The sequence below is a fragment of the Halomonas sp. KM072 genome (genome assembly GCF_050710315.1).
GTDB classification, from domain to species: Bacteria; Pseudomonadota; Gammaproteobacteria; order Pseudomonadales; family Halomonadaceae; genus Vreelandella; species Vreelandella hamiltonii.
Window position 1 is genome coordinate 573,395 of the sequence record NZ_CP136132.1, and the last position, 26,886, is coordinate 600,280.

Below are 26,886 nucleotides of genomic sequence, written 5' to 3' on the forward strand. Positions count from 1 at the left end.
AACATGCTAAAAGATAGGGCGTGATAAAACGTTTGTATTAATCAATAAGATTGGCCCATAAGCCGACGAAAACGGGGGTTCTATGTCGCCCAGCAAGCCAGTGGCGTCGACGGCAACTGCGTCAGGGTTACGCAGCGGCTACCAGCGCGATCACCATCTCACCCTGCAACAGCTGCGCGGAGAAAAAGTGCGGATGTTGTATGACAACCTTTGGCAACCGGTGCTCAGCAGCGTTTTGGCGGGCGGCTTGCTGGTGGCGGCGATGTGGCCCGTGGTGGAAGGCTGGGTGCTGCTGGGTTGGTACACGGCTTTGGTGGTGGTGTCGGGATTGCGTTTGGCGTTGGCTCACCGTTTCAAGCGCTTGCCGATTCAGCAGCAGCAACGGCACCGGTGGCTACGCTGGTTTGCCATGGGGGCCATTGTTTCCGGGGTGGTATGGGGCAGTACGGGAGTGCTGTTGTTCAGCCCTGAATATCCGGGGCAAATTGCGGCGCTGTCGATCGTGCTGGCCGGTATCGCGGCGGGGGGCGTCACGACGCTGTCTTCGGTGTGGTGGGTGGCCACTGGCTTCGTATTGCCCATCCTGTTGCCTTTGAAATTCCAGTTCATGCTGATGGGAACACCGCTTTCCGTGTTGATCGGGCTGATGCTGGTCCTGTTTCTGCTGCTGATCCTGATCACCAGCCGCCGCTTGAGCCGAACCATCCATGACAATATCGCCCTGCGCGTTACCATGGCGGCCCGTGAGGCACAGCTTCGGGAAAGCGAAAACCGCTATCGCTCGATTTTCCAGCACTCCCCCTTGGGTGTTTTGCACTTTGACGACCAGGGGCAGATCACCGACTGCAACAGCAAGCTGCTGGAGATCCTGGGCGTCGAGCGTTCTCGGCTGCTGGGCTATCGCATGCTGGACCGTTCAGCCGACCGAAGCGTTGCCCGGGCCGTTTCCGCGGCGCTGGAAAAAGGCACCGGCTACTACGAGGGGACCTATCGGCTACCCAAGGCCAGTGAGGGGACGCCGCTGCGAGCGTTCTTCAACGGCGTACATGGCATGGATAACCGGATGATCGGCGGCGTGGCGATCATCGAAGACTTCACCGAGCGCAAGCGCAGTGAGGAGATCATTTATCGCCAGGCGTACTACGATGCGCTGACGGACTTGCCCAATCGGCGCCTGTTCATCGAGCGTATGGCAACGCTGTGCCAGGAGGAGGAGAGGCCGCAGCGGGGTGGCCTGGTGATGTTCATGGACATGGACCGCTTCAAACTGATCAACGACACGCTGGGACATGCCGCGGGCGATGACCTGTTGGTGCAGGTGGCGCGGCGCTTGGAGTCGTGCCTGCGCGACGGTGACATGGCCGCCCGGTTGAGTGGCGATGAGTTCGTGCTGCTGGCGCAGTTTTCAGAGCCTGATCTGGACAAGCTGAGCGCCCTGGCCGAGCAGTACATGCAGCGAGTGAAGCAGGCGCTGTCGGGGGAGTATCGGCTGGAGAGCCGCTGGGTAGAGGTGACCCCGAGTATGGGGTACACCTGCTTTGAAGCGTCTACCTGTGACCATGCCGAAGTGCTCAAGCAGGCCGATACCGCCATGTATCAGGCCAAGCTGGAAGGGCGTGATCGGCTGCGCCGCTACCAGCCCTGGATGCAGGACGAGGTCAATCGGCAGGTGGCAGAAAAGACGTTCAACCTGCCAGTTGGCCGCTGATCAATAGCCACAGGGCAATCAGGGCGAAGTGCCCTGGGTACCAGGCCAGCCACAGGCGGCGGGGCATGGCCAGCGCCACGGGCGGTACGCGCTGGGCGGCGCCCGCGGCCAGCATCAGCACCAGAACACAGGTACCGACGGTAAAGGATTTGGCCATGTCCGATGCGTTCATCTGCCCGGCGATCCAGAGCACCGGAAACGCCGCCAGACCCGCCCATAGCCTTGATTTGAGGGCATCGCGGGTCTCGCTGAGGGCCTGCATGGCAAACATGAACAGCGGAATCAGCAGCAGGCCGTTGTGGCCATACTCCACCCAGAAGCCCAGCAGATACCAGACGGTGACACACACGGCGGCCCCCAGCATCAGCCAGCCCAGGCCCAGCGTTTGTGCCTGGTAGTGCTGCCACCCCTGGCGTACCAAGGCACCGAGTGCCAGGCCGCTGGCCAGCGTAAAGCAGACATTCAGGATAAACGCATCCGAGGCCCTGGGCATCATCATGTAGGGCACTTGTGCCGCGATACCGATGATCAGGATACGGCGTGCGTAGCGCAGCGGCTTGCGGGTGTTGAACAGGCCGTGCCAGGCCACCATGGCAGCAAACAGCGGAAAGGCAATGCGCCCAATCGAAGAGCCCGCCCAGCCCAGGTCCCAGGCATCGGGCAGTACGTAGCGGGTCAGGTGGTCCACGGTCATGGTGAACAGCGCAAGCCACTGGCCCCAGGCGGTCCAATGGGACGAGGGGCGCATCGTCTCGGGTAGGCCCGTGGAGGGCGTTGCGTGTGCCGCTGAGTATTCTGCCATGTTACCTCCTTGTAAAAGCGCATTATGCCATTAAAGACCCGCATTGGCTGAGCAAGTTCGCTGGGCGGCTTCGGGCGCTCAGGGGGCGCTGAAAATCGGTTTGCCCAGTGCCCACACGTGGTCAATGGCCCAGCGACCTTCGCTCAACACGATGAAATCGGCATCCGAACCGGGTATCAGGCGGCCTTTTTGGGGAAGCTTCAAGGCATCAGCGGCGGTGGTGGTAGCACATTGCAGGGCGTGCTCCATGCTGATCTAATGAAGACGATGCCTGATTTCCCTGCGAGCAGCCCGGCGGTGCGGGCGTCGGAAGCAAGCCGCGTTAACTCTTGGGTAGTGGGTTGGGAGCCGCGATGGTCACTAATCGCGACTTCACCCACGCCGATGAACTCAGGAATGTAGAGAATATCGCTGGCTACCGAACCGGTCAGCGTAACGGGGGGAAGTTGGCACGGGCGTGCCAAAGAGGGGGCTATTCGTCGAACCACTCGCTCAGGTAGAAGCGGACAATGGTGCCACGGGTACCTGGGCGTTGCGCATGGGGCGCAGAGGGGAATAGGCGGTCTGGAGTCATGGTATTGGCGTGCTGCCATGCCTTCCCTGAGGAAGGCATGGCGAGACGGTCAATGCTTACTCTTCGCCAAAGTAGCGAGTGTAGATTTCATCGTAGGTGCCGTCTTCCTGCAGTTCGGCCAGTGCTTCGTTGAAGCGCTCGGCCAGGGCCTGGTCGCGCTGGCGGAAGGCGATGCCGAAGCCGTCACCGAAGTACTCCTTGGGCTCGCTGATGCGCTCGCCTACGACCACGTACTCGGTGTCTTCGTTGTTCAGCAGGGTGGACTGGCCGATCGGATAGTCGAGGAAGACGATATCCAGGCGCTGTGCCTGCATGTCCAGCACCATGTCGTCAGCGGTGGAGTAGCGGCTGACGCTGGCAATACGGCCGTATTGGTCGGTCACGTAGTTGTCTTGCAGGGTGCCGCGCTGTACGCCGATGGTCTTGCCGGCCAGGGTCTCTTCGTTGGCCTCACTGAGTTCCAGGCTGGCGGGGGCAAACCAGGCCGACGGCATGGTGATGTAGGGGTCGGAGAACAGCACCTGCTGACGACGCTCGTCGTTGATGGTCATCGACGACATGATGGCATCGTAGTTACGTGACATCAGGCCCGGAATGATGCCGTCCCACTCCTGCTCGATCCACTCGCAGGTCACGCCGATGCGCTCGCACAGAGCGTTGCCCAGGTCGATATCGAAACCGGTCAGCTCGCCCTCGGGGGTGCGGTATTCCATGGGCTCGTAAGGTACGTCCACGCCGATACGCACGTGGTCGTAATCACGGGCTTGGGCAGAAGACGCAGCAGCCACGGTCAGGCCCAGCAGAGAAACGGTCAGCAGTTTTTTCATTGTAGACTCCAAAGGAAGCAGGTTCACCGGAGGTGATCCCCTTTAAGCTACCCCAGCTTGCGGTTGGCGAAAAGGGGGGTGACCTGAATTAAACCAACGCTTGTTTTACGTTGGCGTACGTTGGATTGTTCGTCATGCTCAGGTTTGTGGCCGCAAATGTGCCAGCAGCCGTTTTTCCAGGTAACGGAAAAAATACAGGATGGCAAAGGTGAGGCACAGATAAATGGCCGCCACGAACAGGAACGCATCGAAGGGGGCATAGAAGCGCGCATAGACGAAGCGTGCGGCCCCGGTCAGGTCCATCAGGGTGACGACGCTGGCAATGGCGCTGGCATGCAGCATGAAGATGACTTCGTTACCGTAGGCGGGCAGGGCACGGCGAAAGGCGCTGGGCAGGATGATACGGCGCATCATCAGGCTGTTGGACATGCCATAGGCCTTGGCGGCTTCTATTTCACCCCGTGAAGTGGCCTTGATGGCACCCCGGAAAATCTCCGTGGTGTAGGCCGCCGTGTTCAAGGTGAAGGCGATCAGTGCCGGGTAGAAGGCTTCGCGCAGCAGCGGCCACAGGAAAGTTTCCTGAATGCCATCGATGAACACCACCCCGTAATAGATGATGTAGAGCTGAATGAGCAGCGGGGTGCCACGAAACACATAGGTATACACATAGACCGGCAGGCTGATCCATTTGTGCTTTGAGCTGCGCATGATGGCCAGCGGGACGGCCAGGATCAGACCGGCCACCAGCGAGAGGAACACCAGCTGTGTGGTGGTCACCAGGCCTTCCCAGTAGTAGCCCAGAGTGGTGGGGGTGAAGATCAGGTTACCCGCCAGTAAATCGTTGAACCATGCAGAGATGTCCAGCATGTCACTGCCCCCCGAAGCCGATGTCGTAACGTTTTTGCAACCGTGCGAAGACCCACTCGGAGACGCTGGCAATCAGCAGATAGGCTGCCGCCACCGGAATGAGGAAGACAAATGGCTCGTGGGTGGCCCGAGAGGCTTCTGCCGCCACCCGCACCATGTCCGTCAGGCCGATCACCGACACCAGGGCGGTGGTCTTGAGCAGCACCATCCAGTTGTTGGAGAGGCCGGGCAGCGCATGACGCATCATCTGAGGAAAGCGAATACGCCGAAACACCAGTGCGTTGCTCATGCCGTAGGCCTTGCCTGCCTCGATCTGGCCGTTGTCGACGGCCATGAACGCCCCGCGAAAGGTTTCGCCCATGTAGGCGCCGAAGATGAAGCCGATGGTGAGGACACCGGCCGCGAAGGCGTTGAAGTTGATGTAGATATCGATGTCGTAGCGGTCATAGAGCATATCGCTGATCGCATTGACCCCGATCTGCCCGCCGAAGAACAGCAGCATCATCAGCACCAGGTCGGGCACACCACGAATCACCGTGGTGTAGACCGTTGCGCTACGGCGCAATAGCCAGTTGCGGGACATTTTGGCACTGGCGGTCAAGAGCCCCAGCACAATCGCCAGGATCAGCGAGAGGAGGGCCAACTGAACGGTCACGCCTGCGCCTTCCAGCAGGCGGGGGCCGTAGCCTTGCAAATCAAGCATCGTGCATGCCTCGCGGATCAGTATTTGGGCGCCAGAAACTGCTTCAGGCGCGGCGATTGCGGGTTGCCCAGCACGTCATCGGGCGTGCCGGCTTCTTCCACGAGGCCCTGGTGCAGGTAGATCACCTTGCTGGACACGTCCCGGGCAAAGCTCATCTCATGGGTCACCACTACCATGGTGCGCCCTTCGTTGGCCAAATCGCGCATGACCTTGAGCACGTCGCCTACCAGCTCGGGGTCCAGCGCCGAGGTGGGTTCGTCGAACAGCATGACTTCCGGGTTCATGGCCAGCGCCCGGGCGATGGCGCCACGCTGCTGCTGACCGCCGGACATTTGCGCCGGATAGGCGTTGGCACGCGCGCTGAGGCCGACTCGGTCGAGCAGGGCGTGGGCGTGTTCGATGGCTTCTTTCTTGGGTTTACCCAACACGTGAATTGGCGCTTCGATGATGTTTTCCAGCAGCGTCATGTGGGCCCACAGGTTGAAGCTCTGGAAAACCATGGAGAGCTTGGCGCGCATCTGCACGACCTGTTTCCAGTCGGCGGGTTCGCGGCCATGGCGGGTGGTCTTGAAGCGGATCTGTTCGCCATGGACGATCAGGTCGCCGTCATCGGGCTGTTCCAGCAGGTTCATGCAGCGTAAAAAGGTGCTTTTGCCAGACCCTGAAGCACCAATCAGGGTGATCACATCACCTTTCTGGGCTTCAAGAGAGAGGCCTTTGAGGACTTCTGTATCGCCGAAGCGCTTTTTGATGTTACGCACTTCAAGGGGAGTCGGCGTAGCGGCCATAACTTAGGCTCCAGTACAGGGTTGCCGCAGCAACAACGAATGAGTGTTCGTGTTTCTGTGCGGCTGGCGCGAAAAAAGGGGCGATTCTATCAGGAGTGCGCCGGAGACGCGTACTTTATCAGGGCGACATTGGTCGTGTTGCCTGAAGAGCACTCCTGATGGCCCCTCTACGTTATTGTTATCAAACTATCTTTTCTTCAACGGGACTTTCTGTGGCTAGTTTGCCGTCCGTTCCGGCGCCACCAGCAAGGCGGCCCGAGCGCCTATCTCGACCTGTGCGTTGGGAAACACCACGTGCAGCGGCGTATCTTCCACCACGAAGTCACCGGCGGTGGCATCCTTGGCCAGGCAGGTGCCGGTGTCGAAGCGACTGAAGTTGGGCACGTCTTCATCGAAACACAGCGTGAAGTCTTCGGAGTGACGCATCAGTTCATGCTGCACCCGGTAGAATGCCATGGTGCTGGCCGACTGGGAGGGAGGCGTATAGCCGCTACCGAGAGCACTGATCAACGTAAGCATGGGAGACAGGGCGTCCATGTCGTTGTGGCCGAACGGGGCGACTCGCCCCAGCTCGAAGGTAAAGGCCTGGGCACCATGGTAGTGCTTGCTGTAGTGAGAAAACGTCCAGCTATGCTGATGCTGGTGAAGCACGGCCTGCATGTCGGCGGCGGCCAGCCACTCCCACTGTTCCGGGTCGGTCACCGACTCGGCGAACGGCTCGACCACGAAGCGGGTATGCAGGCTGTCGCGGATGGCGGTGTGCAGGTCGTAATGCAGCCGAGGCAGGGCGTGATGGCGAGCATAGAACGTATCCACGGCTTCCATCAGTTGTCGCGCTCGTTCGGGCTCGTCGCCCTGGTCGGCCAGTTCGCGCTTGAACAAGCGATTCAGGTTGGTGGTGATGTAGCGCTGCTGGGCCTTGAGCGCGGGAATGTTGCCCAGAATCACCAGCATGGGAGCGCCCAGTTGCAGGGTGCTGGCTTCCAGGGCAGCCAACCACTCGCCCAGCAGTTCTACCGGAGCGGTCTCGTTGCCATGAATGGCGGCGGAAAAGACACAGGCCCGGGCATGGGGGCGCAGTATGTTGGGCGTCAATTCCAGTACGCCCGGACGGTGCAGGTGATAGGTGCCGCTGGCAAAGCGGCCTATGCGTGGCAACGGGCGTTCACCGTCAAGGGTCCAGTCGAGCCATTGGCCTAGCATGAAAGTGTCCTTGGTCATGGGCATCTACTTGTGTTGCCCTACCTTTACCACGCTCAGCTCGTGCCACAAGGGGTGGTGTCGTGCGCGTGAAAATGGTCGGTGGGAAGATGAAAGTTGTTGGTACAAAAACGCTTATGGCAGATCGCTACAAGCGTTTTCAGGCCCAGCGCTTTTAGTGCCGAAGTGGCACAAGTGCAAGGTCGGCACATCGATGAAATCGAAGCGCGGCGTCGAAAACATTCGCTTTTATCTACGTTTAACTGCGCTATGTTTTAATGAGTTTTCACTGCCCGCCGTGGGCAACCTGTCTGATGCTTGAATGTAAGTCCAAAGGAGTGAGTAATGACGAAGGTACTGGTACTTTATTATTCCATGTATGGACATATCGATACCTTAGCAGCCGCTGTGGCGGAGGGGGCAAAGGGTGTTGATGGCGTAGAGGTCACGGTCAAACGCGTGCCCGAAACTATGCCGGAAGAAGCGTTCAAAAACGCGGGCGGCAAGCAGGATTTCACCACGCCGGAAGCCACGCCCCAAGAGCTGGCCGATTACGATGCCATCATCTTCGGCACGCCCACTCGCTTTGGCAACATGGCCGGTCAGATGCGTACCTTCCTCGACCAAACCGGAGGCTTATGGGCCAACGGCGCGCTGCGTGGCAAGGTGGCGAGCGTATTTACATCAACCGGTACTGGCGGTGGTGATGAGATGACCATTACCTCTACCTGGACCACGCTGGCCCACCATGGCATGGTTATTGTGCCGATTGGCTACGGCATTGAAGAGCAGTTTGATATTTCGAAAGTAAGCGGTGGCACGCCCTACGGTGCCGCGACGCTGGCCGGTGGCGATGGCTCCCGCCAGCCGGATGACCGCGAGCTGAAAATCGCCCGCTTCCAAGGAAAACACGTGGCTGAAATTGCCGCTAAGTTGGCGAGTTAATCGTTAGCTGCAAATTCTGGCTGAAAAAGAGCAACGCCTCGCTGTTAATGCAGCGAGGCGTTGCTCGTTATGGGGCGTTGTTTTTATAGGGAGATTAGCCGCCGATCCGATCAGCAATGGCTTTGCCCAAGCTTTCCGTGGTGCCCTGGCCGCCTACATCGCGGGTAAGCACTTGGCTATCGCCTTCGCCCAGCACGGCTTCGATGGCCTCGACCATGGCGTCGGCGGCCTCCTTGTGTCCCAGATGTTCCAACATCATGGCGCCTGACCAGATTTGGCCGATGGGGTTGGCAATGCCCTTGCCCGCAATGTCGGGTGCGCTGCCATGAACCGGCTCGAACAGGCTGGGGAACTTGCCTTCCGGGTTGATGTTGGCGGAGGGCGCAATGCCGATGGTGCCGGTGCAGGCCGGGCCTAAGTCGGAAAGAATATCGCCAAACAGGTTGCTGCCTACCACTACATCAAACCAGTCCGGGTGCAGCACAAAGTTGGCGGTCAAAATATCAATGTGGAACTTATCCACGGCGATCTCTGGGTACTGTTTGGCCATCTCGGCCACACGCTCATCCCAGTAGGGCATGGTGATGGAGATACCGTTGGACTTCGTGGCCGAGGTGAGCTTTTTACGCGGGCGGGTTTGCGCTAGATCGAAGGCGTACTTTAGTACGCGGTCGACACCGGTTCGGCTCATCACCGTTTCCTGAATGACGATTTCACGCTCGGTGCCTTCATACATTTTGCCACCGACGCTGGAGTACTCGCCCTCGGTGTTCTCACGAACCACGTAAAAGTCGATATCACCAGGCTTGCGGCCCGCCAGCGGGCTTTTAATGCCAGGCATTAACCGGCAAGGGCGCAGGTTGATGTACTGGTCGAATTGACGACGGAATTGCAGCAGCGAACCCCATAGCGAAATATGGTCCGGTACTTTTTCTGGCCAGCCCACCGCTCCATAGAACAGCGCGTCAAAGCCTTTGAGCTGCTCAACCCAGTCGTCGGGCAGCATCTTGCCGTGTTCCAGGTAGTAGTCGCAGCTACCAAACTCAAACGTGGTGAATTCCAGGTCGATATTGAAGCGCTTGGCGGTGGCTTCTAGTGCGCGGATGCCTTCGGGCATCACTTCGGTACCGATACCGTCGCCAGCGATAACTGCAATACGATGGGCCATGGGGGCTCCTTGTTTTGTTAGACGTCACAAAATAGCAGGGCGTGTTTTCGTGGTATGAGTGTAGCGCCTGTTGGCGACGAGATAATCAGGCTACTATGCAAGCTATTGTTGCCTTAAAGTGAAGAATCTCATGATGCTGGATGACCTCGCCTTTTTTCAGCAGCTGGCCCGGGCAGGGAGCCTAACTGCCACCGCCCGAGAGCTGGGGCTGTCACTCTCGGCCGTCAGCAAACGCTTAAAGCAGCTAGAAGCCCGGCTTGGCGTGACGCTGGCGGCGCGTACCACTCGCCGCTTGACGCTGACCGCCGAGGGGGAGCGCTATCTCACTCAAGGTGGGCTGATTTTAGAAGAGCTGCAAACGCTGGAGAGCGCACTCAGCGATACCGCGAGCCAAGGGCTTACTGGACGGCTGCGGGTCAACGCGACCTTTGGCTTTGGCAGGCGGCATATTGCGCCGCTGCTCTCATACTTTTGCGCAGAACACCCGGCGGTGGAGAGCTGGCTGGAACTGACGAATTTCCCACTCAATTTAAGCGATCACGGTTTTGATGTGGGGATTCGCATTGGCGAGCCGCCGGATTCGCGCCTAGTCGCCAAACGTATTCTGCCCAACCGGCGAGTGCTGTGCGCCTCGCCCAGCTATATGGCTAAGATGCCCGCGCTGAACGTGCCGAGCGATCTTGCCCAACACAGCTGCCTAGTGATTCGTGAAAACGATAGCGACTTCCCGCTCTGGCGCTTTGAGCATTGCCACTCGCCGCGGCGCCAAGCGGTGAAGGTCAGCGGGCCGTTGGCCAGCAACGACGGCGAGGTGATTACCCGCTTAGCGCTGGATGGCCACGGCGTGATGCTGCGCTCCTGGTGGGATGTCAACGAGCACTTGGCAAGCGGTTCACTGCAGAATCTACTGCCCGATTGGCAGGGCGTGCGCGCCGACGTTTACGCCGTGTTTGAGCACCGCCGCCATGTTCCTGCGCGCATCAGTGTATTGATCGATTTCTTACAGCGGGAAATGGCGGGCAGGGTGCCCGCCTTACCCAATGGCTAACGAGGAGGCGGGCTAGCGGCCTGGGCAGGTTTGGTCCTGCACCACGTCAATCAGCTCATCGGTGGGGAAGTCCAGCTCGGCGGCGCGCTGGCGTAGACGCTGCTCCACGTCGCCTTCAAGGGTTGGCGTGCGGGCCAGAATCCATAGGTAGTCGCGGTTAGGGCCCGCCACCAACGCCCACTGGTAGTCGTCATCTAGCTCAAGGATGTTATAGCCGCCGTAAAACGGGCCAAAAAAGCTGACTTTTAACCGCCCAACGCTCTCTTCATCAATAAAGTAGGCGCGCCCTGCGGCTTCATCCCAGGCTTGCTCTTCCAGGTTGTAGCCTCGGTTAATCACCTTGACGCCACCATCGTCGCGCATGCTGTAGGTAGCCGTCACGCAGTCCAGCCCCTCTTCAAAGGAGTGGTCCAGGCGGGCAATTTCGTACCACTCTCCCAAATAGCGCTCTAGCTCAAAACCAGTGACGGGTTCGGTGCCATCGGGAATGCCGGTGCAGCCTACCAGCAGTGTGCTGGTGGCGGCGACCGCTGCCAGCGTGGCCAGGCTCCTTGGCCGCGATGTGGGTTTCATCATCTTGCTCCTTGCACGTGAACAATAAACGTTAAATCTATCAGTGTGGGTCACTGCGTGCCATGGTTCCCGTTGGGCGCGATACGGCAGGCCAAGGAAATAGGCTATGGTATGTCTGTTACCGTATCCTCTTAACAATGCTTATAACAAAGGAGTGATTATGTGGCATCAACAAGAGATTCACTTGCCGGAAATGCCTCGGGGCTTTCACCTGATTACCGATGAGATTGTCAGGGCGCTGCCCTGTTTGGCGGAGTGCCACCAAGGGCTGCTGCATTTACAGCTGATGCACACTTCCGCTTCGTTAACGCTCAATGAAAACACCGACCCAGATGTTCGTCATGATTTGGATGCCTTTATTCGCCGCTTAGTGCCCGAAGGGCTGAGCTACTTCCAGCACACCTTAGAAGGCCCTGATGACATGCCTGCCCATGTGGCCTCTAGCCTGCTAGGCACTCAACTGAGCCTTGCGGTGCGGGATGGCCGTTTAGCCCTTGGCACGTGGCAAGGGGTATGGTTAGGTGAGCACCGTGAGCAGGGCGGTTCACGTCGCTTGCTGGCCACACTGAACGGCTGCGCCGCGCTCTAGCGACCGCCTATAGATGACCTTTTGAGATAAGCGCCCTACATGCCTCGACGTCTTTTTCGCCTCTCCCGCCAGCGCTGGTTGAGGCTGTTTTTTGTGCTGAACCTTGCGCTGGTCGCAGGTCTGATTATTTATCAGGTGTGGCTCTATGTGGCTGAGCCTGAATTTGAGTCGCTGCATACCGTGGAAGTCGCCGATATACGTGAACGGCTGTCAGGACGGGATGCCTACCGCTTTGCGGTGGTGGGCAATATCAATAACTCGGTGAACGTCTTTCAAGACGAAATTATTCCGCTGCTGAACCAAGGCGATATCGACTTTATGGTCTCGGCAGGTAACGCAGTGAGCGGCGGTCAGCAGGAGAGCTACCAGGCGATTTATCACAGCCTGGAGCTGCTCAACATGCCTTACCTGCTGACCTACGGTGATAACGAAGACAGCGATTTCGGCAGCTATCTGTTTTACGACTACTTCGGCCCGCACTTTTACTCGTTTGTGGCGGGCAATAGCCACTTTATTTTTCTGGACGGCACCGGTAAATCCTCTACCTCCTGGCAGTTGGATTGGCTGGAGCGCGAGCTGGCCGCCTCTGATGCCGTACACCGCTTTGTGTTTGTGGGCTTGCCGCTGCACAACGTGATTCAGGATGCGCCGCTGTTTGAAGAGGATAACTACCTTAACGACCCCCGGTTTGGCGATGGCATTATGCACTTGGCCGAGCAGTACCGGGTCGATACGGTATTTTCGGCGAATCTATCGCTATACGCCCAGCAAACCGTTAACGGTGTGAACTACGTCACCACGGGGGGCGCAGGCGGCCTGCTGCTGGATGCTGATGAGAGCTTTCATCACTATGTGGTGGTGGAAGTCGCGGGTGGCAGCGTCGGCATTTCGCCCGTGCGGTTGAATGTCGACCGTCCCGGCTGGTGGCGCATGCTGAGCAGCGTGGGCTCGACGATTTATGCGTTTTTCTACGTCAGCTATCCGCGTTTTCTGCTGATTGTCGGGGTGCTCACACTGCTGGCCATGCGCCTCTACCGGCTGATTTTTGAAGAGCGCGACTACTACCCCGATTTTGATATCGACCCCACGCCCTACCTGGAAAAAAGCCTGCGGGTGGCGATGGTCTCGAACAACTACTTCCCGTTTGTCTCTGGGGTGTCGGTTTCTGTTGAGCGGCTGCGCCAGGGGCTGGGCGACCTTAACCACCGTGTTCAGCTGCTGGTGCCGCGCTACCGAGAGCCGTGGCAGGATGATGACACCATTGTGCGCGTTCCTACGCTAATGGCATTTGGAGAGAAGCGTGAGTTTCGTTTAACGAACCCGTTTAGCGCCCGTTTTCGCCGCTGCCTGCGTGAGTTCAAACCCGATGTGATTCACGTGCATCACCCGTTCTGGCTGGGCTCGATGGGGCTGTGGATGGGGCGCAGGTTAAAGGTGCCGGTCATCTACACCTATCACACGCGCTTGGAGCACTATGCGCATTTTGTGCCGCTACCGGGGGCGCTGTTCCGCAATCTGATTTCTCACTACTTGATCAAGCGTTTCTCTAACCGCTGCCAAGGGGTCATTGTGCCGACTTACTCGGCAGAGGAGTACCTGCGCATGATCGGCGTGAAAACGCCGACGCTGGTGCAGCCCACCGGGATTGATGCTGAACGTTTTGCGAACGCCGATGAGAAGGCAGTGGCGCCACTTCGCCAGCAGTTGGATATCGGCGCCAACGATACGGTGCTGGTGAGTGTCTCTCGGATCAGCAAAGAGAAGAATATCGGCTTTATGCTGGAGGCGATGGCAGAGTTGAAGCGCAAGGGGAAGACAACGCTGCGCTTGCTGCTGGTGGGTGATGGGCCGGATCGTCAGACGATTCAAGCACAGATTGAAACGTTGGGCTTAGACGCACAGGTGACCTTGGTCGGGGCGGTGCCGCCGGAAGAGATGGCGCTCTACTATCACGTGGGGGATGTGTTTGTGTTTGCCTCTACCTCGGAAACCCAAGGCATGGTGATTTTAGAGGCCATGGCCGCTGGGCTTCCGGTGGTCGCCGTGCGCTCCAGCGGTATTGATGACGTGGTGCGCGATGGCTATAACGGTTTTAAAACGCCACAAAACCGCCAGAAGTGGGGGCAGCGTGTGGTGGAGCTGGCCGAGGATGAGGCGCTACGCGATACCCTAGGCAGCCAAGCAAACGCCTTCTCCGCTGACTACGATATTGCCAAGTTTGCCGGCGCCGTCGCGCATTTTTATGCCGAGGTGCTAGCGAAGCACGACTCTTCAGAGCATCCTTCACAAGAGAGCGAGGCCAAGCAGCGTGGCTAACTGAGACGTTAGGCGTCGTGTCGTTTGTTGGCCGTGCGGGCAGTCGCCACGCGCTTGAGTAGCCAAAGCAAGCCAATGCCCGCCACCAAACCGGCCACTGCCAGTGCCAACTCCTGCTTGGAGGCGGCGGTGAACAGCGCGCCGAGCTGGCTGCCGAGTAGGATCACCGCTGCCAGCCCCGGCACGATGCCCAGGGTCGATCCAATCATGTAGTCGCGGAAATTAAGGTGAAACGCTCCGGCGAGCATATTGGTGAGCGTGAAAGGAGCAAGGGGCAGCAGGTTGATCACCGTCATGGTGCGGATGCCGCGCTTGGAAAGGTAGCCGGAAAGACCGCGCAAATGGCGGCCGCCGTAGCGCATTAGGGCATCCCGACCCAGCCAATGGCCCACCCAGTAAGAGACCACCGAAGAGCTCAATGTGCCCAAGGTGGCGTAGGCCAACCCCCACACCGGCCCAAATAGCAGGCCAGTTAGCACCACTAGCAGGCTAAGCGGGAACATCACTAACAGCGAGCAGGTGTACACGGCCATGACGGCGGCAAACATCCAAGGGGCTCGCTGCCACTGGCTAATGGTGGTAGTGAGTTCTTCGAGGTGCGCTTGAGTCAGCAGCCCCTGCTGTTGCAGGTAGCGCCACATTACCCCTAGCACCACCAGAGCAATGAATAGGCCAAGGCCTTTTATTAACGTCCGTGACATCCCACTCCCACCGCCTACCTTGCAAAAGAGCAACAGCATACGCCACTGCGGCGGTGGGGTGAACGAACTCGTTACTGTAGGCGCGCTTCAATGACAGGCCAAGCAGCGTCACCATCGGTGGTCGTCATATCGGCCAGCATGGCTTCCACGCGTTCGGGGTTGTCGTTGATCCACTGCTGGGCCACCTCGGCAAGGTCACGCTCCTCTTGACCAAAGGCTTGAATCATCCAGCTCTGCTCGTCGGCGGTAAAGCTGAACTGCTCAAAGAAAGTGACCAGCGCCGGGTGGGCATCGGCGTAGTCGCTGCGCAGCAGGGTGCGTACGTCGCTTTCGCCGTTGTTCTCACCAAACAGATTTTCCGGGTCTTCCAGGTAGCGCATGGGCAGCTCAAGGTTCATCCAGTGGGGCGTCCAACCGACCCAGACAATGGCCTCTTCTCTGGAAATCGCGTCTTGAGCGGCGGAGAGCATGCCCACTTCGCTGGTATCCACCAAGCTCCAGTCGCCCAGGCCCCAGGTGTCGTTATCCATCGCGTTATGGAGAATCTCACTCGCCGCTGAGCCTGCGCCAAAGCCATGAATTTGGCCGTTGAACTCATCACGGTGTTCATCTAAATCTGCGAAGCTTTGAATGCCGCGCTCATGCAGGTACGCCGGTACGGCCAGGGTCATCTGAGCGCCATCGACGTTGTTGGCGACATCGGTAAGCACGCCAGAGGCTTTACGCGGTTCGAACATCTCTTTTTGTGCGGGTAGCCAAGCGCCTAAAAAGGCGTCGACGTCGCCACTCTCCATGCCTTGGTAGATCACCTGCAGGCCGATTTCGTGGGTTTGAGTGTCGTAGCCCAACGGATTAAGGAGCTGCTCAGCAATTTCGGTTTTTACCGTAATACCGGGCCAGGCCGGGACGCCGAAATCGAGCGTGGCGTCATCGGCAAGGGCGGCTTGGGTGGTAACGCCTGCCAAGCTTAGGGCAATGGTAGAAACGAGTGGACGGGTTAAACGCGTCATGGAAGAGGATCTCCTTGCTTAGGTTATTGTGATTACGCGGTGGTACGAGCGAGAACACGCAGGCGCGAAGCCAGCATGTCGCGGTCTAGATAGGTGCCCTGAAGATGGCGAGCACCGCTATTGGGATCGAACTCCCGGCGGCCGTGAAGCACGCGACGATTATCGAACGCCACCATCTGGCCCGGTTTTAAGGTGAACTCCAACTGATGGGCGTCGCTGTGGAAGAGTTGCCACAGCACTTTATAAGCGCGGTACCAAGCCGCCATTTTTTCAGCGGGCAGGTGGAGGGTGTCGCGTATCCAGTTATTAAGGCGTATCTCCACCAGCTCGCCTTGGCTATCTAGGGTGATCACTGGGGCTTTGATGGCGATATCGTGGGTGTCGTCCTGAAAGCGAAAATCGATGGGCGTTTCGCTGAGAATAACGAGCGCTTCCGGGTCCTGTTCGCGCAGGGCATTGATCACTCGGGCACCATCAGCAAACAGCGACTCGCCACCGCTGGCGTCGTTTTGCAGGCAGTAGAGCAGTTGAATATCCGGTGGCTGCTGCCAGTTGGGCAAGTCGATATGCAGCGGTAGACCGACAGCGGTATAGGCCGCGTTGTTGGGGTTAGGCTTGGAGCGAACATTAAAGCGCCCGCCAAAGTTGGTAGCGCGTTGCGGGCCAATGCGCTCGGCAAGGCGGCTGACTTCCTCTTCCACCAGCGGTGCGTCGGTGACCAGCGCCAAGCCGTCTCGTAGCAGGGCGGTCAGCCAGGTTTTCTCGCCTTCTGGGGTCAGAAAGTCGGCATGGCGAACGCCTTCGGGGAAGAATTCGTCACGCCACGGCTGCGGGGCGGGCAGTGCAGAAAAGCGCGTCGCCTCAGGGCGGCGCTGGTACAGCCAGCCGCTATGAAAAGCGCTCACATGCCCATCCTGCCACTGTAAATAGAGGTGCCCATCTGCCAAGGTAACGCTAGGTGGCTGTTCGATATTGTCTAGCGGTAGGTAGAGACGCTCGCGGGTTTGCGGATGGCGACACTCGGCGCAGGCGCAGTGGTCGCGGAGCCATAGCAGGGGCAGTGCTGTTCGCGTACCGTCTTCCCAGGTCAGCGCAAGGCTGCTGTCGGTGAGCGTGGCATCGCTGAGTGCCGGGCCGTGTTCATAAGGCGTGAGTTCACTCATTTGAGGGGCTGAACGCTTTTCCGTCGCTGCTAGTGCGCTGGTCATAAGGGGCCTCGCTGTGGGTTGATGACATATTGCTAGATGTTTCTATTAGGATGCGGAGTCCTCTATGCAGTGACAAACGATTAATCTGGCCCCAAAGACCCTGTTTAACTTATAGGTTGCTTTTTCATGAGCCAATTACCCCCACTGTTATGGCTACAAGCCTTTGAGTCGGCCGCCCGAACGTTGAGCTTTACTGCGGCGGGCCACGAGTTAGGTGTGACCCAGGCCGCCATCAGCCAGCGTATTCGGCTGCTGGAAGATCGTTTAGGCCAAAAACTATTCGTGCGCCACGCGCGAAGCCTGACCCTGACGCCTGCCGGGCAGGCGTGGCTGCCCAGCATTCATGATGCGTTTTCCCGCATTAGCGAGGGCACCACGGAAGTATTTGGGATGACTAGTGAGAAACCAGTGACGCTGCGCGCAACGCCGGTCATTCAGCAATCCTGGCTAGCACCACGGCTGGTGGCGCTGCATCGGCAAAAGCCGCATATCCTGCTGCGCCTGGTGAGCGCGATTTGGCCCGACGACTTTGGCCCAGAAGGGGCAGATATTGAAATCCGCTATGGCCGAGGTGAATGGAGCGGTGTTGAGATGCTGCCGCTGGGCGACGAGCAACTGCTGCCCGTATGCTCCCCGGCTCTGGCCCGCACGTTAACCACGCCTGAGGATTTGGCAGGGCATACGCTGCTGCACGCGGTGGGCTTTGGCGTCGGTTGGCCCGGCTGGCTGCAGGCGGCGGGGGTCGCTCATTTAGAAGCCAACTGCCTTTCTCTGACGTGTGATAACCAGGTCATGACGCTGGCGCTCGCCAGCCAGGGCGGCGGCGTGGCATTAACCCATCGGCGTTTGCTAGAGCAGCGCCAGGATTTAGTCGCCCCGTTTGATATTGAAGTGCCCAGTGATGAGCGTTTCTGGCTCGTGCGCCCTAGCAAGCGTCAGGTAAGCGAAGAGGCGGGCGAAGTATGGGAGTGGCTGTCTGGCTCGCGCTAGGCAGTGTTTATGACTGTTAAGTAGGAAATTTGCCAATTTTCTTGCCATTTTGGTGCAACCGTGAAGAATGATGCGCCTTCTTAGTTTTAAAAAAGGCGTGTTTGGTATGGATTTTACTCTTCCTCCCCTGTTGACCGCGATGGTGGACCGCGGCAATGGGCTGTTATGGGGCAGCGTGCTGATTTACCTGCTCATCGGTGCTGGCCTCTATTTCACGGTCATGACCCGTGCTATTCAAATTCGTTATTTCGGTCATATGTTCAAGCTGCTGCGCAGCTCTCGGGAATCCAACGGCGGTATCTCGTCGTTTCAGGCGCTTTCGACCAGCCTTGCCGCCCGCGTCGGCACGGGCAACTTGGCCGGGGTGGCCGTCGCCATCTACTTCGGCGGCCCGGGCGCGATTTTCTGGATGTGGATGACCGCCATGGTGGGCATGGCGACCAGCTTTGTAGAGTCCACGCTGGCCCAGGCGTACAAAACCGACCATGGCGACAACACCTTCCGCGGTGGCCCAGCGCGCTATATTGAGCGCGGTTTAGGACTTCGCTGGCTGGCGGTGCTGTTTTCGATCTGCCTGATCATTGCGTTTGGGCTAGCGTTTAACAGCGTACAGGCCAACTCTATCGCCCAGGCCATGGAACAGGCGTTCGCCATTCCCACCTGGGCCATGGGGTTAGTCTTGATGGCCATCGTCGCGCCGATTATTTTCGGCGGCTTAAAGTCGATTGCGAAAGTCGCTGAGCTAGTGGTGCCGCTGATGGCACTGCTGTACCTGATCTTGGCGCTGGTCGTCGTGGCGCTCAATATTAGCGACCTGCCTGCTGCCATCATGACCATCGTGCAGAGCGCTTTTGGTATTGAGCAGGCGGCTGGCGGTGCGATGGGCTATGCCATTTCCCAAGCGATTATGAACGGTATTCAGCGCGGCTTGTTCTCTAACGAAGCGGGCATGGGCTCTGCGCCTAACGCGGCAGCAACCGCCAGCACTCGCCCAGATCACCCGGCAGCCCAGGGCTTTATTCAAATGCTGGGGGTTTTCCTGGATACCCTGGTGATCTGTACGGCAACAGCGGCCATCATCATTATGGCAGGCCCGGAGCTGCTGGCGGGCGAAGAGAACAACGGCATTCAGCTAACGCAAATGGCGCTCTCAAGCCACGTGGGCGATTGGGGCGGCATGTTTATCGCCATCGCCATTCTGCTGTTTGCCTTCACCTCGGTGATTGCCAACTACTCCTACGGCGAATCCAACATTGAGTATCTGGCAGGCCGGCGTGCGCCGCTGGCGGTGATGATTTACCGCTTTGCCGTGCTGGGCATGATCATGGTGGGTTCCGTAGCTAGCCTGGGGGCGATCTGGAATTTTGCGGACCTCTCTATGGGCATGATGGCGATCATTAACCTGGTGGCGATTCTGCTGCTATCGCCCATTGCCTTTGCGCTGTTCAAAGATTACGACACCCAGCTCAAAGCGGGTAAAGAGCCGGTCTTCGATCCCAGCCAGTTCCCGAAACTGGCCAAAAAGGTCGACCCCAAGGCGTGGCCCAAGCAGAAGTAAAAGACGCGGGTTAAAAGTGCTAAACGCCCCGCTCGACGTTGCCAAACTGCAGCGTGGGGCGGGGCTTTTTCGTGGGGCGGATAATTCGATTTTGTCGAATGAAACTCGGAAAACGTTGCGCTTTTGCTTAGCCAAAAGCGCCGTAGAATAGCGCCTAACCTTCCCCCTGATTTTTAAGGATTTTTCATGACCACTCGTGCCCTTTTAGTGACCTCTTCTATTCTCGGCGACAACGGCCAGTCCAATGCGCTGGCGACTCATTTTCAACAGCAAGCCGCTACACGCGATGGCGTCGCCGTTACCCACCGCGATGTGGTCGCCAACGCGCTTCCGCACCTCGCCATTGAAGAGTTAGGCGCTTGGCAGACCCCCGCTGAAGAGCGTACCGTTGAACAGCAGGCGCTTGCCGCTCACTCTGATGAGCTGCTGGCAGAGCTGCGCGCTAATGACGTGCTGGTACTGGCGGTGCCGATGTACAACCTGGGCATTCCGTCACAGCTGAAAGCGTGGTTTGACCGCGTGCTGCGCGCCGGTGAAACCTTCCGCTACACCGAAAACGGCCCCCAGGGGCTGATCGAAGGCAAGCGGGCTATCATTCTGGCCGCTCGTGGCGGTCAATACGCGGGCACCGAGTTCGATAGCCAAACGCCGCACCTGAAAACCATGCTGGGCCTGATGGGCATTAGCGATGTGGACGTGGTGTTTGCGGAAGGCCTCAACATGGGTGACGCCCAGCGTGATAGCGCACTGAAAGAAGCCTTCCAGGCCATCGATCAATTGGTGGATGGCCTGTAAGCCATCTCACCTTGGAGTTCACGCACTCGAGGTAGCCATGCCACGTCCCGAGCTGTTGGAACAGATCTATACCATCGTCGATCAGATCCCAGCGGGGCGGGTGACCACTTATGGGCGCGTGGCCAGCATGACGGAAGGGGCCACGCCGCGTATGGTGGGGTCTGCCATGCGACACTTGCCCGAGGGGCACCAGGTGCCCTGGCACCGAGTGATTGCGGCATCGCTGACGCTGGCCGACCATGGCGGCGCGGCGCGCCAGCACCAGAAGTTGCGTGACGAGGGCGTGGTGTTCGATGCCAAGGGCAGGGTGCCCGCCCATCTGGTATGGCCGGATTAGCACAGCCGTTTTGGCATCTCATGCCAGGTGCAACGCTAGGCAAGATGCTCAATAAAAAGCCATCACGGCGGCCGAGGGCTTACTCTTCCCGTTTGGCGCCGGACTTCAGCGACCAGTCCCGCCAGCGCAGGTCGAAGAGATCCTTGCGGCGGTCCTTGAGGTTGGTCACCGAGCCTTCTGCACGCACTACGGTCAGGCGGGTCAAGTCCAGGTCCGAGAAGATGATCATCTCGGTGTTGGGCGTGGTTTCGGCCAGCACTGCGTCATGGGGGAAAGCAAAGTCGGAGGGGGTGAATACCGCCGACTGGGCATACTGGATATCCAGGTTCTCGATGGACGGCAGGTTGCCGACGCTTCCGCAGATGACCACGTAGCACTCGTTCTCGATAGCCCGCGCCTGAGCGCAGTGTCGCACACGCAGGTAGCCATTTTTGGTGTCGACCCAGAACGGCACGAACAGAATGTCCATGTCCTGGTCGGCCAGCAGGCGGCCCAGTTCCGGGAATTCCACGTCGTAGCAGATCAGGATGCCGACACGGCCTGCATCGGTATCGAACACCTGCAGATCGTCGCCGCCTTCGATCACCCAGTCGCGCCGCTCCTGCGGGGTGATATGCAGCTTGGACTGTTTCTCCACCTCGCCGTCCCGATGGAACAGGTAAGCCACATTGTAGAGGCGGTCGTCCTCACCCACCTCGATCATCGAACCTCCGACGATGTTGATGTTGTAGGACACCGCCATCCGCGACAGCTCGCTCTTGAAGCGGTCGGTAAAGCCTGCCAAAAAGCGAATGGCCGCCGTTTGGTCTTTTTGGGCAGCTCGGTCCTGAAGCCCCATGAGTGGCGTGGTGAACAGCTCCGGGAAAACGGCAAAGTCGCTCTGATAATCTGACAACGCATCGACGAAATACTCGATTTGCTGCAGCGCAGCCTCCACGGAGGCGAACTCACGCATTTGCCACTGCACCGCGCCCACGCGTACCTGAGTGGGGCGAGTGTCCAGCACGTTTTCAGCGGGCTCGAACAGAATATTGTTCCATTCCAACAGCGTGGCGTAGCCTCGGGACTGCTCGTCTTCCGGCAGGTACTTGCGTAACAGACGTTTGACCTGGAAGTCGTTGGCAAGCTGGAACGACAGAATCGGGTCGTAAATCTCCTTGCGGGAGACTTTGTCGATGTACTGGGCCGGGGTTAGCTCGCTGGCGTGCTGGTGATACTCGGGAATCCTCCCGCCCGCGAGAATGGCGCGCAGGTTGAGCGAACGGCACAGCTCTTTACGCGCTTCGTATAGGCGGCGGCCCAGGCGGTAGCCGCGATAGTCTGGGTGGATCAGTACATCCAGCCCGTACATGGCATCGCCTTCCGGATCGTTCAGGATGATTTCACGATGGCCGATCAAATCGTCGTATTTGTGCGGGTTGGAGAACTCGTCATAATCCACCTGCACGGTGAGCGCCACGCCGACCAGCACGCCATCGTCCTCGATAGCAATCTGACCATCAGGAAATTCTTGGATCAGCTTATCGATGGTGTGCTTGGGCCAAGCGCCACCAATGTCGTGATACACCGCGTCCATCAGCGACTTCAACTGATCGTAGTCGTCGCTGGTGAGGTTACGCAGATTGAGGTGCAGGTCTTCCAGGGACATAGGTCAGGGGTTCCCATTCAGCGAATGAAGTTAGCTTATTGTATCATTGCTGGGCGCTGCTCGTTTTACTGGCCGCCACGCGGCTGACCAGAGGGCGGGTCAAGGTCTGCGCCATGATCACGCCTGCCAGGATCAGCAGCCCGCCAATGAAGTGGAAGCCCGCTACCCGCTCACCCAAAAACGCCATGGCAATCAGGGCGCTGAACAAGGGCATCAGGTTGATGAAAATACTCGACTGGTTGGCCCCGATCTGACGGACGGCCCGCATCCACAGGAAGGTAGTGATCACCGAGGCCGGAATGCCCGCGTAGAGGATCAGCCAGACGTTGCTGCTATCCACTGGGGTCATGGGGCCCAACAGGTACGAGGGCAGCAGGAACAGGACGGCAAAGCAGACCTGGGCGTAAAGCATCACCCAGGGCGGAAGGTTCATGGCCCAGCGTTTCAGCATGACGCCATACAGCGCATAGCAGGTGGCTGCCACCACCATCAGCGCGTCGCCCTGGGCCACCTGCAGTTGCAGCAACGACAGCGGGTTGCCACGCCCCAGCAGTACCGTCACGCCAATGAAGGCCAGCACGCCGCCTGCCACGCCGCCCATCGTGGGGGGCTCACGCAGAATCAGCGCGCTGAGCAGTACCGTCAGCAGGGGCACCATGGCCGCCAGAATGCCCATATTGGTGGCGGTGGTGGTTTCGGCTGCCACGTAGGCAAGCCCCTGCCACAGGCCCATGCCCAGCAGCCCAAGCAGCGCCAGCTTCAGCCAGTTGCGGCGAATCTCGTCGCGGTGACGCAATACCGCAGGCAGCACGAAAGGGGTCATGACCACCAGCGCCAGCAGCCAGCGTAAAAAGGCGATACTGCTGGGCGCGATGGCGCCGACCGTCAACTGGTTGATGGTCATATTGCCGGACCATATCAGTACGGTGGCCAGTGGGGGCAAGAAGTAGATCAATGGCATAGCGCATTCCCTTAAAACAATCCCTTATCGTTAGCCGGTTAATGTGACGCGCTTTGCCGCCAGGGGCAAGGGGGGAAGTAGTCGATATAGCGACTATCGTCTGGATAAAAAGGCGATACAGTTGCGTGGTAAAAGTCTGTACGTAGCCAGCGCTATGTCATACGCTTGTTTGAATGTGAGTGGCAAGCCATTGATTGCCCGCCGTACTAATAACAGTGAAGGAGCACCGTGATGCACCAAGCGCCAGCTTATCCGCACCTATTTCGTCCATTAACCGTGGGACATTTAACGCTGCCTAACCGCGTATTGATGGGGTCCATGCACACCAATTTAGAAGAAGCGCCGAATGGCTTTGAGCGCTTGGCAGCGTTCTATGCAGAGCGCGCGCGTGCAGGGGTAAGCCTGATTGTGACGGGTGGCATTGCGCCCAATGCCGAAGGGGCGGTATTTCAAGGTGCCAACGCGCTGACAGAGGAGTCTCAAGTGGCGGAGCATCGCCATGTTGTCGACGCGGTACATGCTGCCGGTGGGCACCTATGCATGCAAATTTTGCACGCCGGGCGCTACGCTTACTCACCAGAGCTGGTGGCCCCCTCGGCGCTGCAAGCCCCCATCAACCCGTTCATCCCCCGAGCGCTCTCCAGTGAAGAGGTAGAGCAGCAGATTGCCGACTATGTTCGCTGCGCTACGCTCGCCCAGCAGGCGGGCTACGACGGCGTAGAGGTCATGGGCTCGGAAGGCTATTTGATCAACCAGTTTATTTGCCGCCGCACCAACCAGCGTGACGACGACTGGGGCGGCGATTTTGAGCGGCGTATGCGTTTCCCTGTCGAGATCGTCAAGCGTATTCGCCAAGCGGTTGGCGAGCGCTTCCTGCTGATCTTCCGCCTGTCGATGATTGATCTGGTGGAAGAGGGCAGCTCCTGGGAAGAGGTCGTACAACTGGGCCAGGCCATTGAAGCCGCTGGCGCGAACGTCATCAATACCGGCATTGGCTGGCACGAGGCACGGGTGCCGACCATCGTGACCAGCGTGCCCCGGGCCGCGTTTACCGAAGTCACCCGCCGCATTCGCGCGGCGCTGTCGATTCCGCTGATTACCACCAACCGTATCAATATGCCGGAGGTGGCCGAGCGCGTACTGGCCGAGGGCCATGCGGATATGGTGTCGATGGCGCGTCCGTTTTTGGCTGACCCCGAGTGGGTGCGTAAAGCCGAGGCGGGCTTGGCGAAGGAGATCAATACCTGCATCGCCTGTAACCAGGCCTGCTTGGATCACACCTTTATGGGCAAGCTGACTTCCTGCTTGGTCAACCCCCGTGCCTGCCACGAAACCGAGATCACCCTGGCGCCTGCGCAAACACCTAAGCGGGTAGCGGTGGTAGGCGGCGGCCCAGCGGGGCTTGCCACAGCAGTAGCGGCGGCCAGTCGTGGGCATGCCGTGGTGCTCTTTGAGCGGCGCAGCGAGTTGGGTGGGCAGTTTAACTACGCTCGCAAAATCCCCGGTAAAGAAGAGTTTAACGAAACTCTGCGCTACTTCCGCGTCATGCTCGAAAAGCACGCGGTGGACGTGCGCTTAAACACCGAAGCCACTGTAGGCGCCCTGGCAGATTTTGACGAAATCGTGATTGCCACGGGGGTGGTGCCCCGTGAACTGGCGTTACCTGGGGCCGACCACCCCAGCGTGCTGAGCTATGCAGACGCCATTGAGCAGCCTGAACGAGTAGGCAAGCGCGTGGCGGTGATTGGGGCAGGCGGCATTGGTTTTGATGTTTCGGAGCTGCTTTCCCACGAGGGGCACCCCACCATGGAGGTGGCCGCATGGTGCGATGAGTGGGGCGTGGATTTAGCAGTGGGCGAACGGGGCGGCTTAAAAGCGCCGCAGCCGCCACGTTCACCGCGCAGCATTGTGATGCTGCAGCGAAAAAGCTCTAAGCCAGGCAAAAACCTGGGTAAAACCACGGGTTGGGTGCATCGTGCCTCGTTAAAGCAGCGTGGCGTAGAAACACTGGCCGGCTGCGAGTATGTGCGCATCGACGATGCGGGCTTACACATCCGCCGCGAAGGGCAAGAGCAGGTGGTCGAGGTGGACACCATTGTGGTGTGCGCAGGCCAAGAGTCGGTACGCGACTTGATTTCGCCGCTGGCCCAAGCGGGTAGCCGCGTGCATGTGATTGGCGGCGCAGATGAAGCGGCCGAATTGGATGCCAAGCGCGCTATTGATCAAGGCACCCGGCTGGCGGCCTCGCTGTAACTCGCGTGGGGGCGTGACGTTCACGCTAAAATGGCGATAGACTGATGGATCACCCTAACTACTAAGCCACGTTAGGGATTTAAGGCGCGGGTGGCACCCAGCCTGCGCCGCACGACCGTCAGACAAAAGGATTATCGTCATGCTCTCGGAGTGTACCCCACGATTTTTAGCCAGTGACAACACCTCCGGTATCTGCCCGGAGGCGATGCAGTACTTACTCGAAGCCAATCAGGCCGATGATTTAGCCTACGGCAACGACCGCTGGACCGCCCGCGCCGCCGACCGTTTTCGTGAAATGTTCGACTACGATTGTGACGTATTTTTCGTGTTCAACGGCACTGCAGCCAACTCACTGGCGCTCTCCGCGATGGGGCGCAGCTACCACAGCGTGATTTGCCATGAGCTGGCGCATATTGAAACCGATGAGTGCGGTGGGCCGGAGTTCTTCTCCAACGGTGCCAAGCTGCTGACCTCGCCGGGAGCGAACGGCAAACTCACGCCGCAAGGGATTGAAGCGCTAGTGACCAAGCGCAGCGATATCCACTACCCGAAACCGAAGGTGGTATCGCTCACCCAAGCCACCGAAGTCGGCACCGTTTACTCCCGCGAAGAGCTGCTGGCCATTCGCGCCATGGCAGATAAGCATGACCTTCGGCTGCACATGGACGGTGCACGCTTTGCCAATGCTTGTGCCAGCTTGAACGCCTCACCCGCAGAGTTGACCTGGCAAGTGGGCGTCGATGCACTGTGTTTCTCGGGCACCAAAAACGGTCTGGCGTTTGGCGAAGCCATCCTGTTCTTCAACCGCGAGCTGGCGGAGGATTTTTCCTACCGCTGCAAGCAGGCGGGCCAGCTCGCCTCCAAGATGCGCTACGTCTCGGCGCCCTGGCTGGGCCTGCTGGAAAGCGGCGCCTGGTTGACCAATGCCGAGCACGCCAACGCCATGGCCCGATACTTGTCGGAAGGGTTGCAGGCGCTGCCTGGCGTCTCGCTGATGTTCCCCACCGAAGCCAACAGTGTGTTCGTTGAATTACCTCCTCACGCTATCGAAGCGTTGAAAGCCAAAGGATGGACCTTCTACACCTTTATTGGTGCAGGCGGGGCACGGTTTGTCTGCGCCTGGAACACTACCGTTGAATTGTTGGACCAGCTGTTGGCAGATGTGAAAGCGGTGCTTGACGTTCGTGCTTGAACAATACCGCCGCTAAAAACTGCTCTGACGTTAAGCTCTCAAGCGCCGCCTTCTCAGGCGGCGCGTTGCGTTGTGGAGTTGCCACAACATTTCACGCAACTAAACCCCTGTTGCTGTGCTCATAT

25 protein-coding genes are annotated in these 26,886 nt (G+C 58.9%); 11 read left to right on the plus strand and 14 right to left on the minus strand.

The genetic code is table 11. The features are described 5' to 3' along the window. The first annotated feature begins 82 nt into the window (after positions 1-82). A complete protein-coding gene (locus RVM26_RS02690; RefSeq protein ID WP_287808353.1) occupies positions 83-1,708 on the plus strand; it encodes a diguanylate cyclase domain-containing protein in 1,626 nt (541 codons plus the stop codon). On the opposite strand, the gene RVM26_RS02695 is transcribed toward RVM26_RS02690, so the two are convergent. From RVM26_RS02695 to RVM26_RS02725, 7 genes are all read right to left on the minus strand, one after another. Continuing rightward, positions 1,686-2,510 carry a TraX family protein gene (locus tag RVM26_RS02695; RefSeq protein ID WP_287808352.1) on the minus strand — a complete coding sequence of 275 codons (825 nt, stop codon included), beginning with the start codon at positions 2,508-2,510 and terminating at the stop codon, positions 1,686-1,688. The genes RVM26_RS02690 and RVM26_RS02695 overlap by 23 nt on opposite strands. 78 nt (positions 2,511-2,588) lie before the next feature. Next, positions 2,589-2,759: an amidohydrolase family protein gene (locus RVM26_RS02700; protein WP_287808351.1), complete on the minus strand. Its 171-nt coding sequence runs from the start codon at positions 2,757-2,759 to the stop codon at positions 2,589-2,591. Positions 2,760-3,140: 381 nt separating this feature from the next. Then, positions 3,141-3,911 carry a transporter substrate-binding domain-containing protein gene (locus tag RVM26_RS02705; protein WP_287148604.1) on the minus strand — a complete coding sequence of 257 codons (771 nt, stop codon included), beginning with the start codon at positions 3,909-3,911 and terminating at the stop codon, positions 3,141-3,143. A gap of 138 nt (positions 3,912-4,049) precedes the next feature. After that, the gene (locus RVM26_RS02710; RefSeq protein WP_016916530.1) at positions 4,050-4,778 is read right to left on the minus strand and encodes an ABC transporter permease; all 729 of its coding nucleotides are present in this window, start codon (positions 4,776-4,778) and stop codon (positions 4,050-4,052) included. A gap of 1 nt (position 4,779) precedes the next feature. Further along, entirely contained in the window at positions 4,780-5,481 is a 702-nt protein-coding gene (locus tag RVM26_RS02715) for an ABC transporter permease (RefSeq protein ID WP_016916531.1), read from the minus strand. A 17-nt stretch (positions 5,482-5,498) separates the two neighbouring features. Further along, positions 5,499-6,269, minus strand: a complete 771-nt coding sequence (locus RVM26_RS02720; RefSeq protein ID WP_016916532.1) for an ABC transporter ATP-binding protein — start codon at positions 6,267-6,269, stop codon at positions 5,499-5,501. Between the two features lie 216 nt (positions 6,270-6,485). Next, entirely contained in the window at positions 6,486-7,472 is a 987-nt protein-coding gene (locus RVM26_RS02725; RefSeq protein ID WP_287808356.1) for a succinylglutamate desuccinylase, read from the minus strand. Positions 7,473-7,814: 342 nt separating this feature from the next. Between RVM26_RS02725 and wrbA the strand changes: the two genes are divergently transcribed. Continuing rightward, positions 7,815-8,414 carry an NAD(P)H:quinone oxidoreductase gene (gene wrbA, locus RVM26_RS02730; protein WP_213262353.1) on the plus strand — a complete coding sequence of 200 codons (600 nt, stop codon included), beginning with the start codon at positions 7,815-7,817 and terminating at the stop codon, positions 8,412-8,414. 94 nt (positions 8,415-8,508) lie between these two features. On the opposite strand, the gene RVM26_RS02735 is transcribed toward wrbA, so the two are convergent. Beyond that, a complete protein-coding gene (locus RVM26_RS02735) occupies positions 8,509-9,582 on the minus strand; it encodes a tartrate dehydrogenase (RefSeq protein ID WP_228219767.1) in 1,074 nt (357 codons plus the stop codon). 130 nt (positions 9,583-9,712) lie between these two features. Here RVM26_RS02735 and RVM26_RS02740 point away from each other — a divergent pair, with 130 nt between their 5' ends. Beyond that, the gene (locus RVM26_RS02740) at positions 9,713-10,630 is read left to right on the plus strand and encodes a LysR family transcriptional regulator (RefSeq protein WP_498940648.1); all 918 of its coding nucleotides are present in this window, start codon (positions 9,713-9,715) and stop codon (positions 10,628-10,630) included. A gap of 12 nt (positions 10,631-10,642) precedes the next feature. Here the strand turns inward: RVM26_RS02740 and RVM26_RS02745 are convergent, their stop codons facing one another. Beyond that, complete coding sequence (locus RVM26_RS02745; RefSeq protein WP_498940650.1) at positions 10,643-11,206, minus strand: lipocalin family protein; 564 nt, start codon at positions 11,204-11,206, stop codon at positions 10,643-10,645. A 157-nt stretch (positions 11,207-11,363) separates the two neighbouring features. Here RVM26_RS02745 and RVM26_RS02750 point away from each other — a divergent pair, with 157 nt between their 5' ends. After that, positions 11,364-11,792 carry a YjbQ family protein gene (locus RVM26_RS02750; RefSeq protein ID WP_498940652.1) on the plus strand — a complete coding sequence of 143 codons (429 nt, stop codon included), beginning with the start codon at positions 11,364-11,366 and terminating at the stop codon, positions 11,790-11,792. Between the two features lie 39 nt (positions 11,793-11,831). Next, a complete protein-coding gene (locus RVM26_RS02755; protein ID WP_287808344.1) occupies positions 11,832-14,108 on the plus strand; it encodes a glycosyltransferase in 2,277 nt (758 codons plus the stop codon). Positions 14,109-14,116: 8 nt separating this feature from the next. Here RVM26_RS02755 and RVM26_RS02760 read toward each other — a convergent pair whose 3' ends face one another. From RVM26_RS02760 to RVM26_RS02770, 3 genes are all read right to left on the minus strand, one after another. Beyond that, the gene (locus RVM26_RS02760) at positions 14,117-14,809 is read right to left on the minus strand and encodes a TVP38/TMEM64 family protein (RefSeq protein ID WP_287808342.1); all 693 of its coding nucleotides are present in this window, start codon (positions 14,807-14,809) and stop codon (positions 14,117-14,119) included. Positions 14,810-14,880: 71 nt separating this feature from the next. Next, positions 14,881-15,819, minus strand: a complete 939-nt coding sequence (locus tag RVM26_RS02765) for an ABC transporter substrate-binding protein (RefSeq protein WP_498940655.1) — start codon at positions 15,817-15,819, stop codon at positions 14,881-14,883. Between the two features lie 32 nt (positions 15,820-15,851). Beyond that, positions 15,852-17,027 (minus strand): TauD/TfdA family dioxygenase, encoded by a 1,176-nt coding sequence (locus tag RVM26_RS02770; RefSeq protein ID WP_287808340.1) that lies wholly within the window; start codon positions 17,025-17,027, stop codon positions 15,852-15,854. A 126-nt stretch (positions 17,028-17,153) separates the two neighbouring features. Between RVM26_RS02770 and RVM26_RS02775 the strand changes: the two genes are divergently transcribed. The 4 genes from RVM26_RS02775 to RVM26_RS02790 all read left to right on the plus strand — a co-directional run bounded on the left by RVM26_RS02775 (position 17,154) and on the right by RVM26_RS02790 (position 20,707). Further along, complete coding sequence (locus RVM26_RS02775) at positions 17,154-18,017, plus strand: LysR family transcriptional regulator (protein ID WP_498940657.1); 864 nt, start codon at positions 17,154-17,156, stop codon at positions 18,015-18,017. Between the two features lie 106 nt (positions 18,018-18,123). Beyond that, on the plus strand, positions 18,124-19,575 hold the full coding sequence (locus tag RVM26_RS02780; protein WP_287808338.1) for an alanine/glycine:cation symporter family protein: 1,452 nt from the start codon (positions 18,124-18,126) through the stop codon (positions 19,573-19,575). A gap of 186 nt (positions 19,576-19,761) precedes the next feature. Next, positions 19,762-20,370 carry an FMN-dependent NADH-azoreductase gene (locus RVM26_RS02785; RefSeq protein ID WP_498940659.1) on the plus strand — a complete coding sequence of 203 codons (609 nt, stop codon included), beginning with the start codon at positions 19,762-19,764 and terminating at the stop codon, positions 20,368-20,370. 37 nt (positions 20,371-20,407) lie between these two features. After that, entirely contained in the window at positions 20,408-20,707 is a 300-nt protein-coding gene (locus RVM26_RS02790) for an MGMT family protein (RefSeq protein WP_016916542.1), read from the plus strand. Positions 20,708-20,786: 79 nt separating this feature from the next. On the opposite strand, the gene RVM26_RS02795 is transcribed toward RVM26_RS02790, so the two are convergent. After that, positions 20,787-22,355 carry a GNAT family N-acetyltransferase gene (locus RVM26_RS02795; RefSeq protein ID WP_287808336.1) on the minus strand — a complete coding sequence of 523 codons (1,569 nt, stop codon included), beginning with the start codon at positions 22,353-22,355 and terminating at the stop codon, positions 20,787-20,789. 43 nt (positions 22,356-22,398) lie between these two features. Then, a complete protein-coding gene (locus tag RVM26_RS02800) occupies positions 22,399-23,316 on the minus strand; it encodes a DMT family transporter (RefSeq protein ID WP_287808335.1) in 918 nt (305 codons plus the stop codon). Positions 23,317-23,547: 231 nt separating this feature from the next. On the opposite strand from RVM26_RS02800, the gene RVM26_RS02805 reads away from it, so the two are divergent. Further along, positions 23,548-25,569: an FAD-dependent oxidoreductase gene (locus RVM26_RS02805; RefSeq protein WP_287808334.1), complete on the plus strand. Its 2,022-nt coding sequence runs from the start codon at positions 23,548-23,550 to the stop codon at positions 25,567-25,569. Positions 25,570-25,708: 139 nt separating this feature from the next. Further along, the gene (locus RVM26_RS02810; RefSeq protein WP_498940662.1) at positions 25,709-26,761 is read left to right on the plus strand and encodes a threonine aldolase family protein; all 1,053 of its coding nucleotides are present in this window, start codon (positions 25,709-25,711) and stop codon (positions 26,759-26,761) included. The last annotated feature ends 125 nt before the right edge of the window (positions 26,762-26,886 follow it).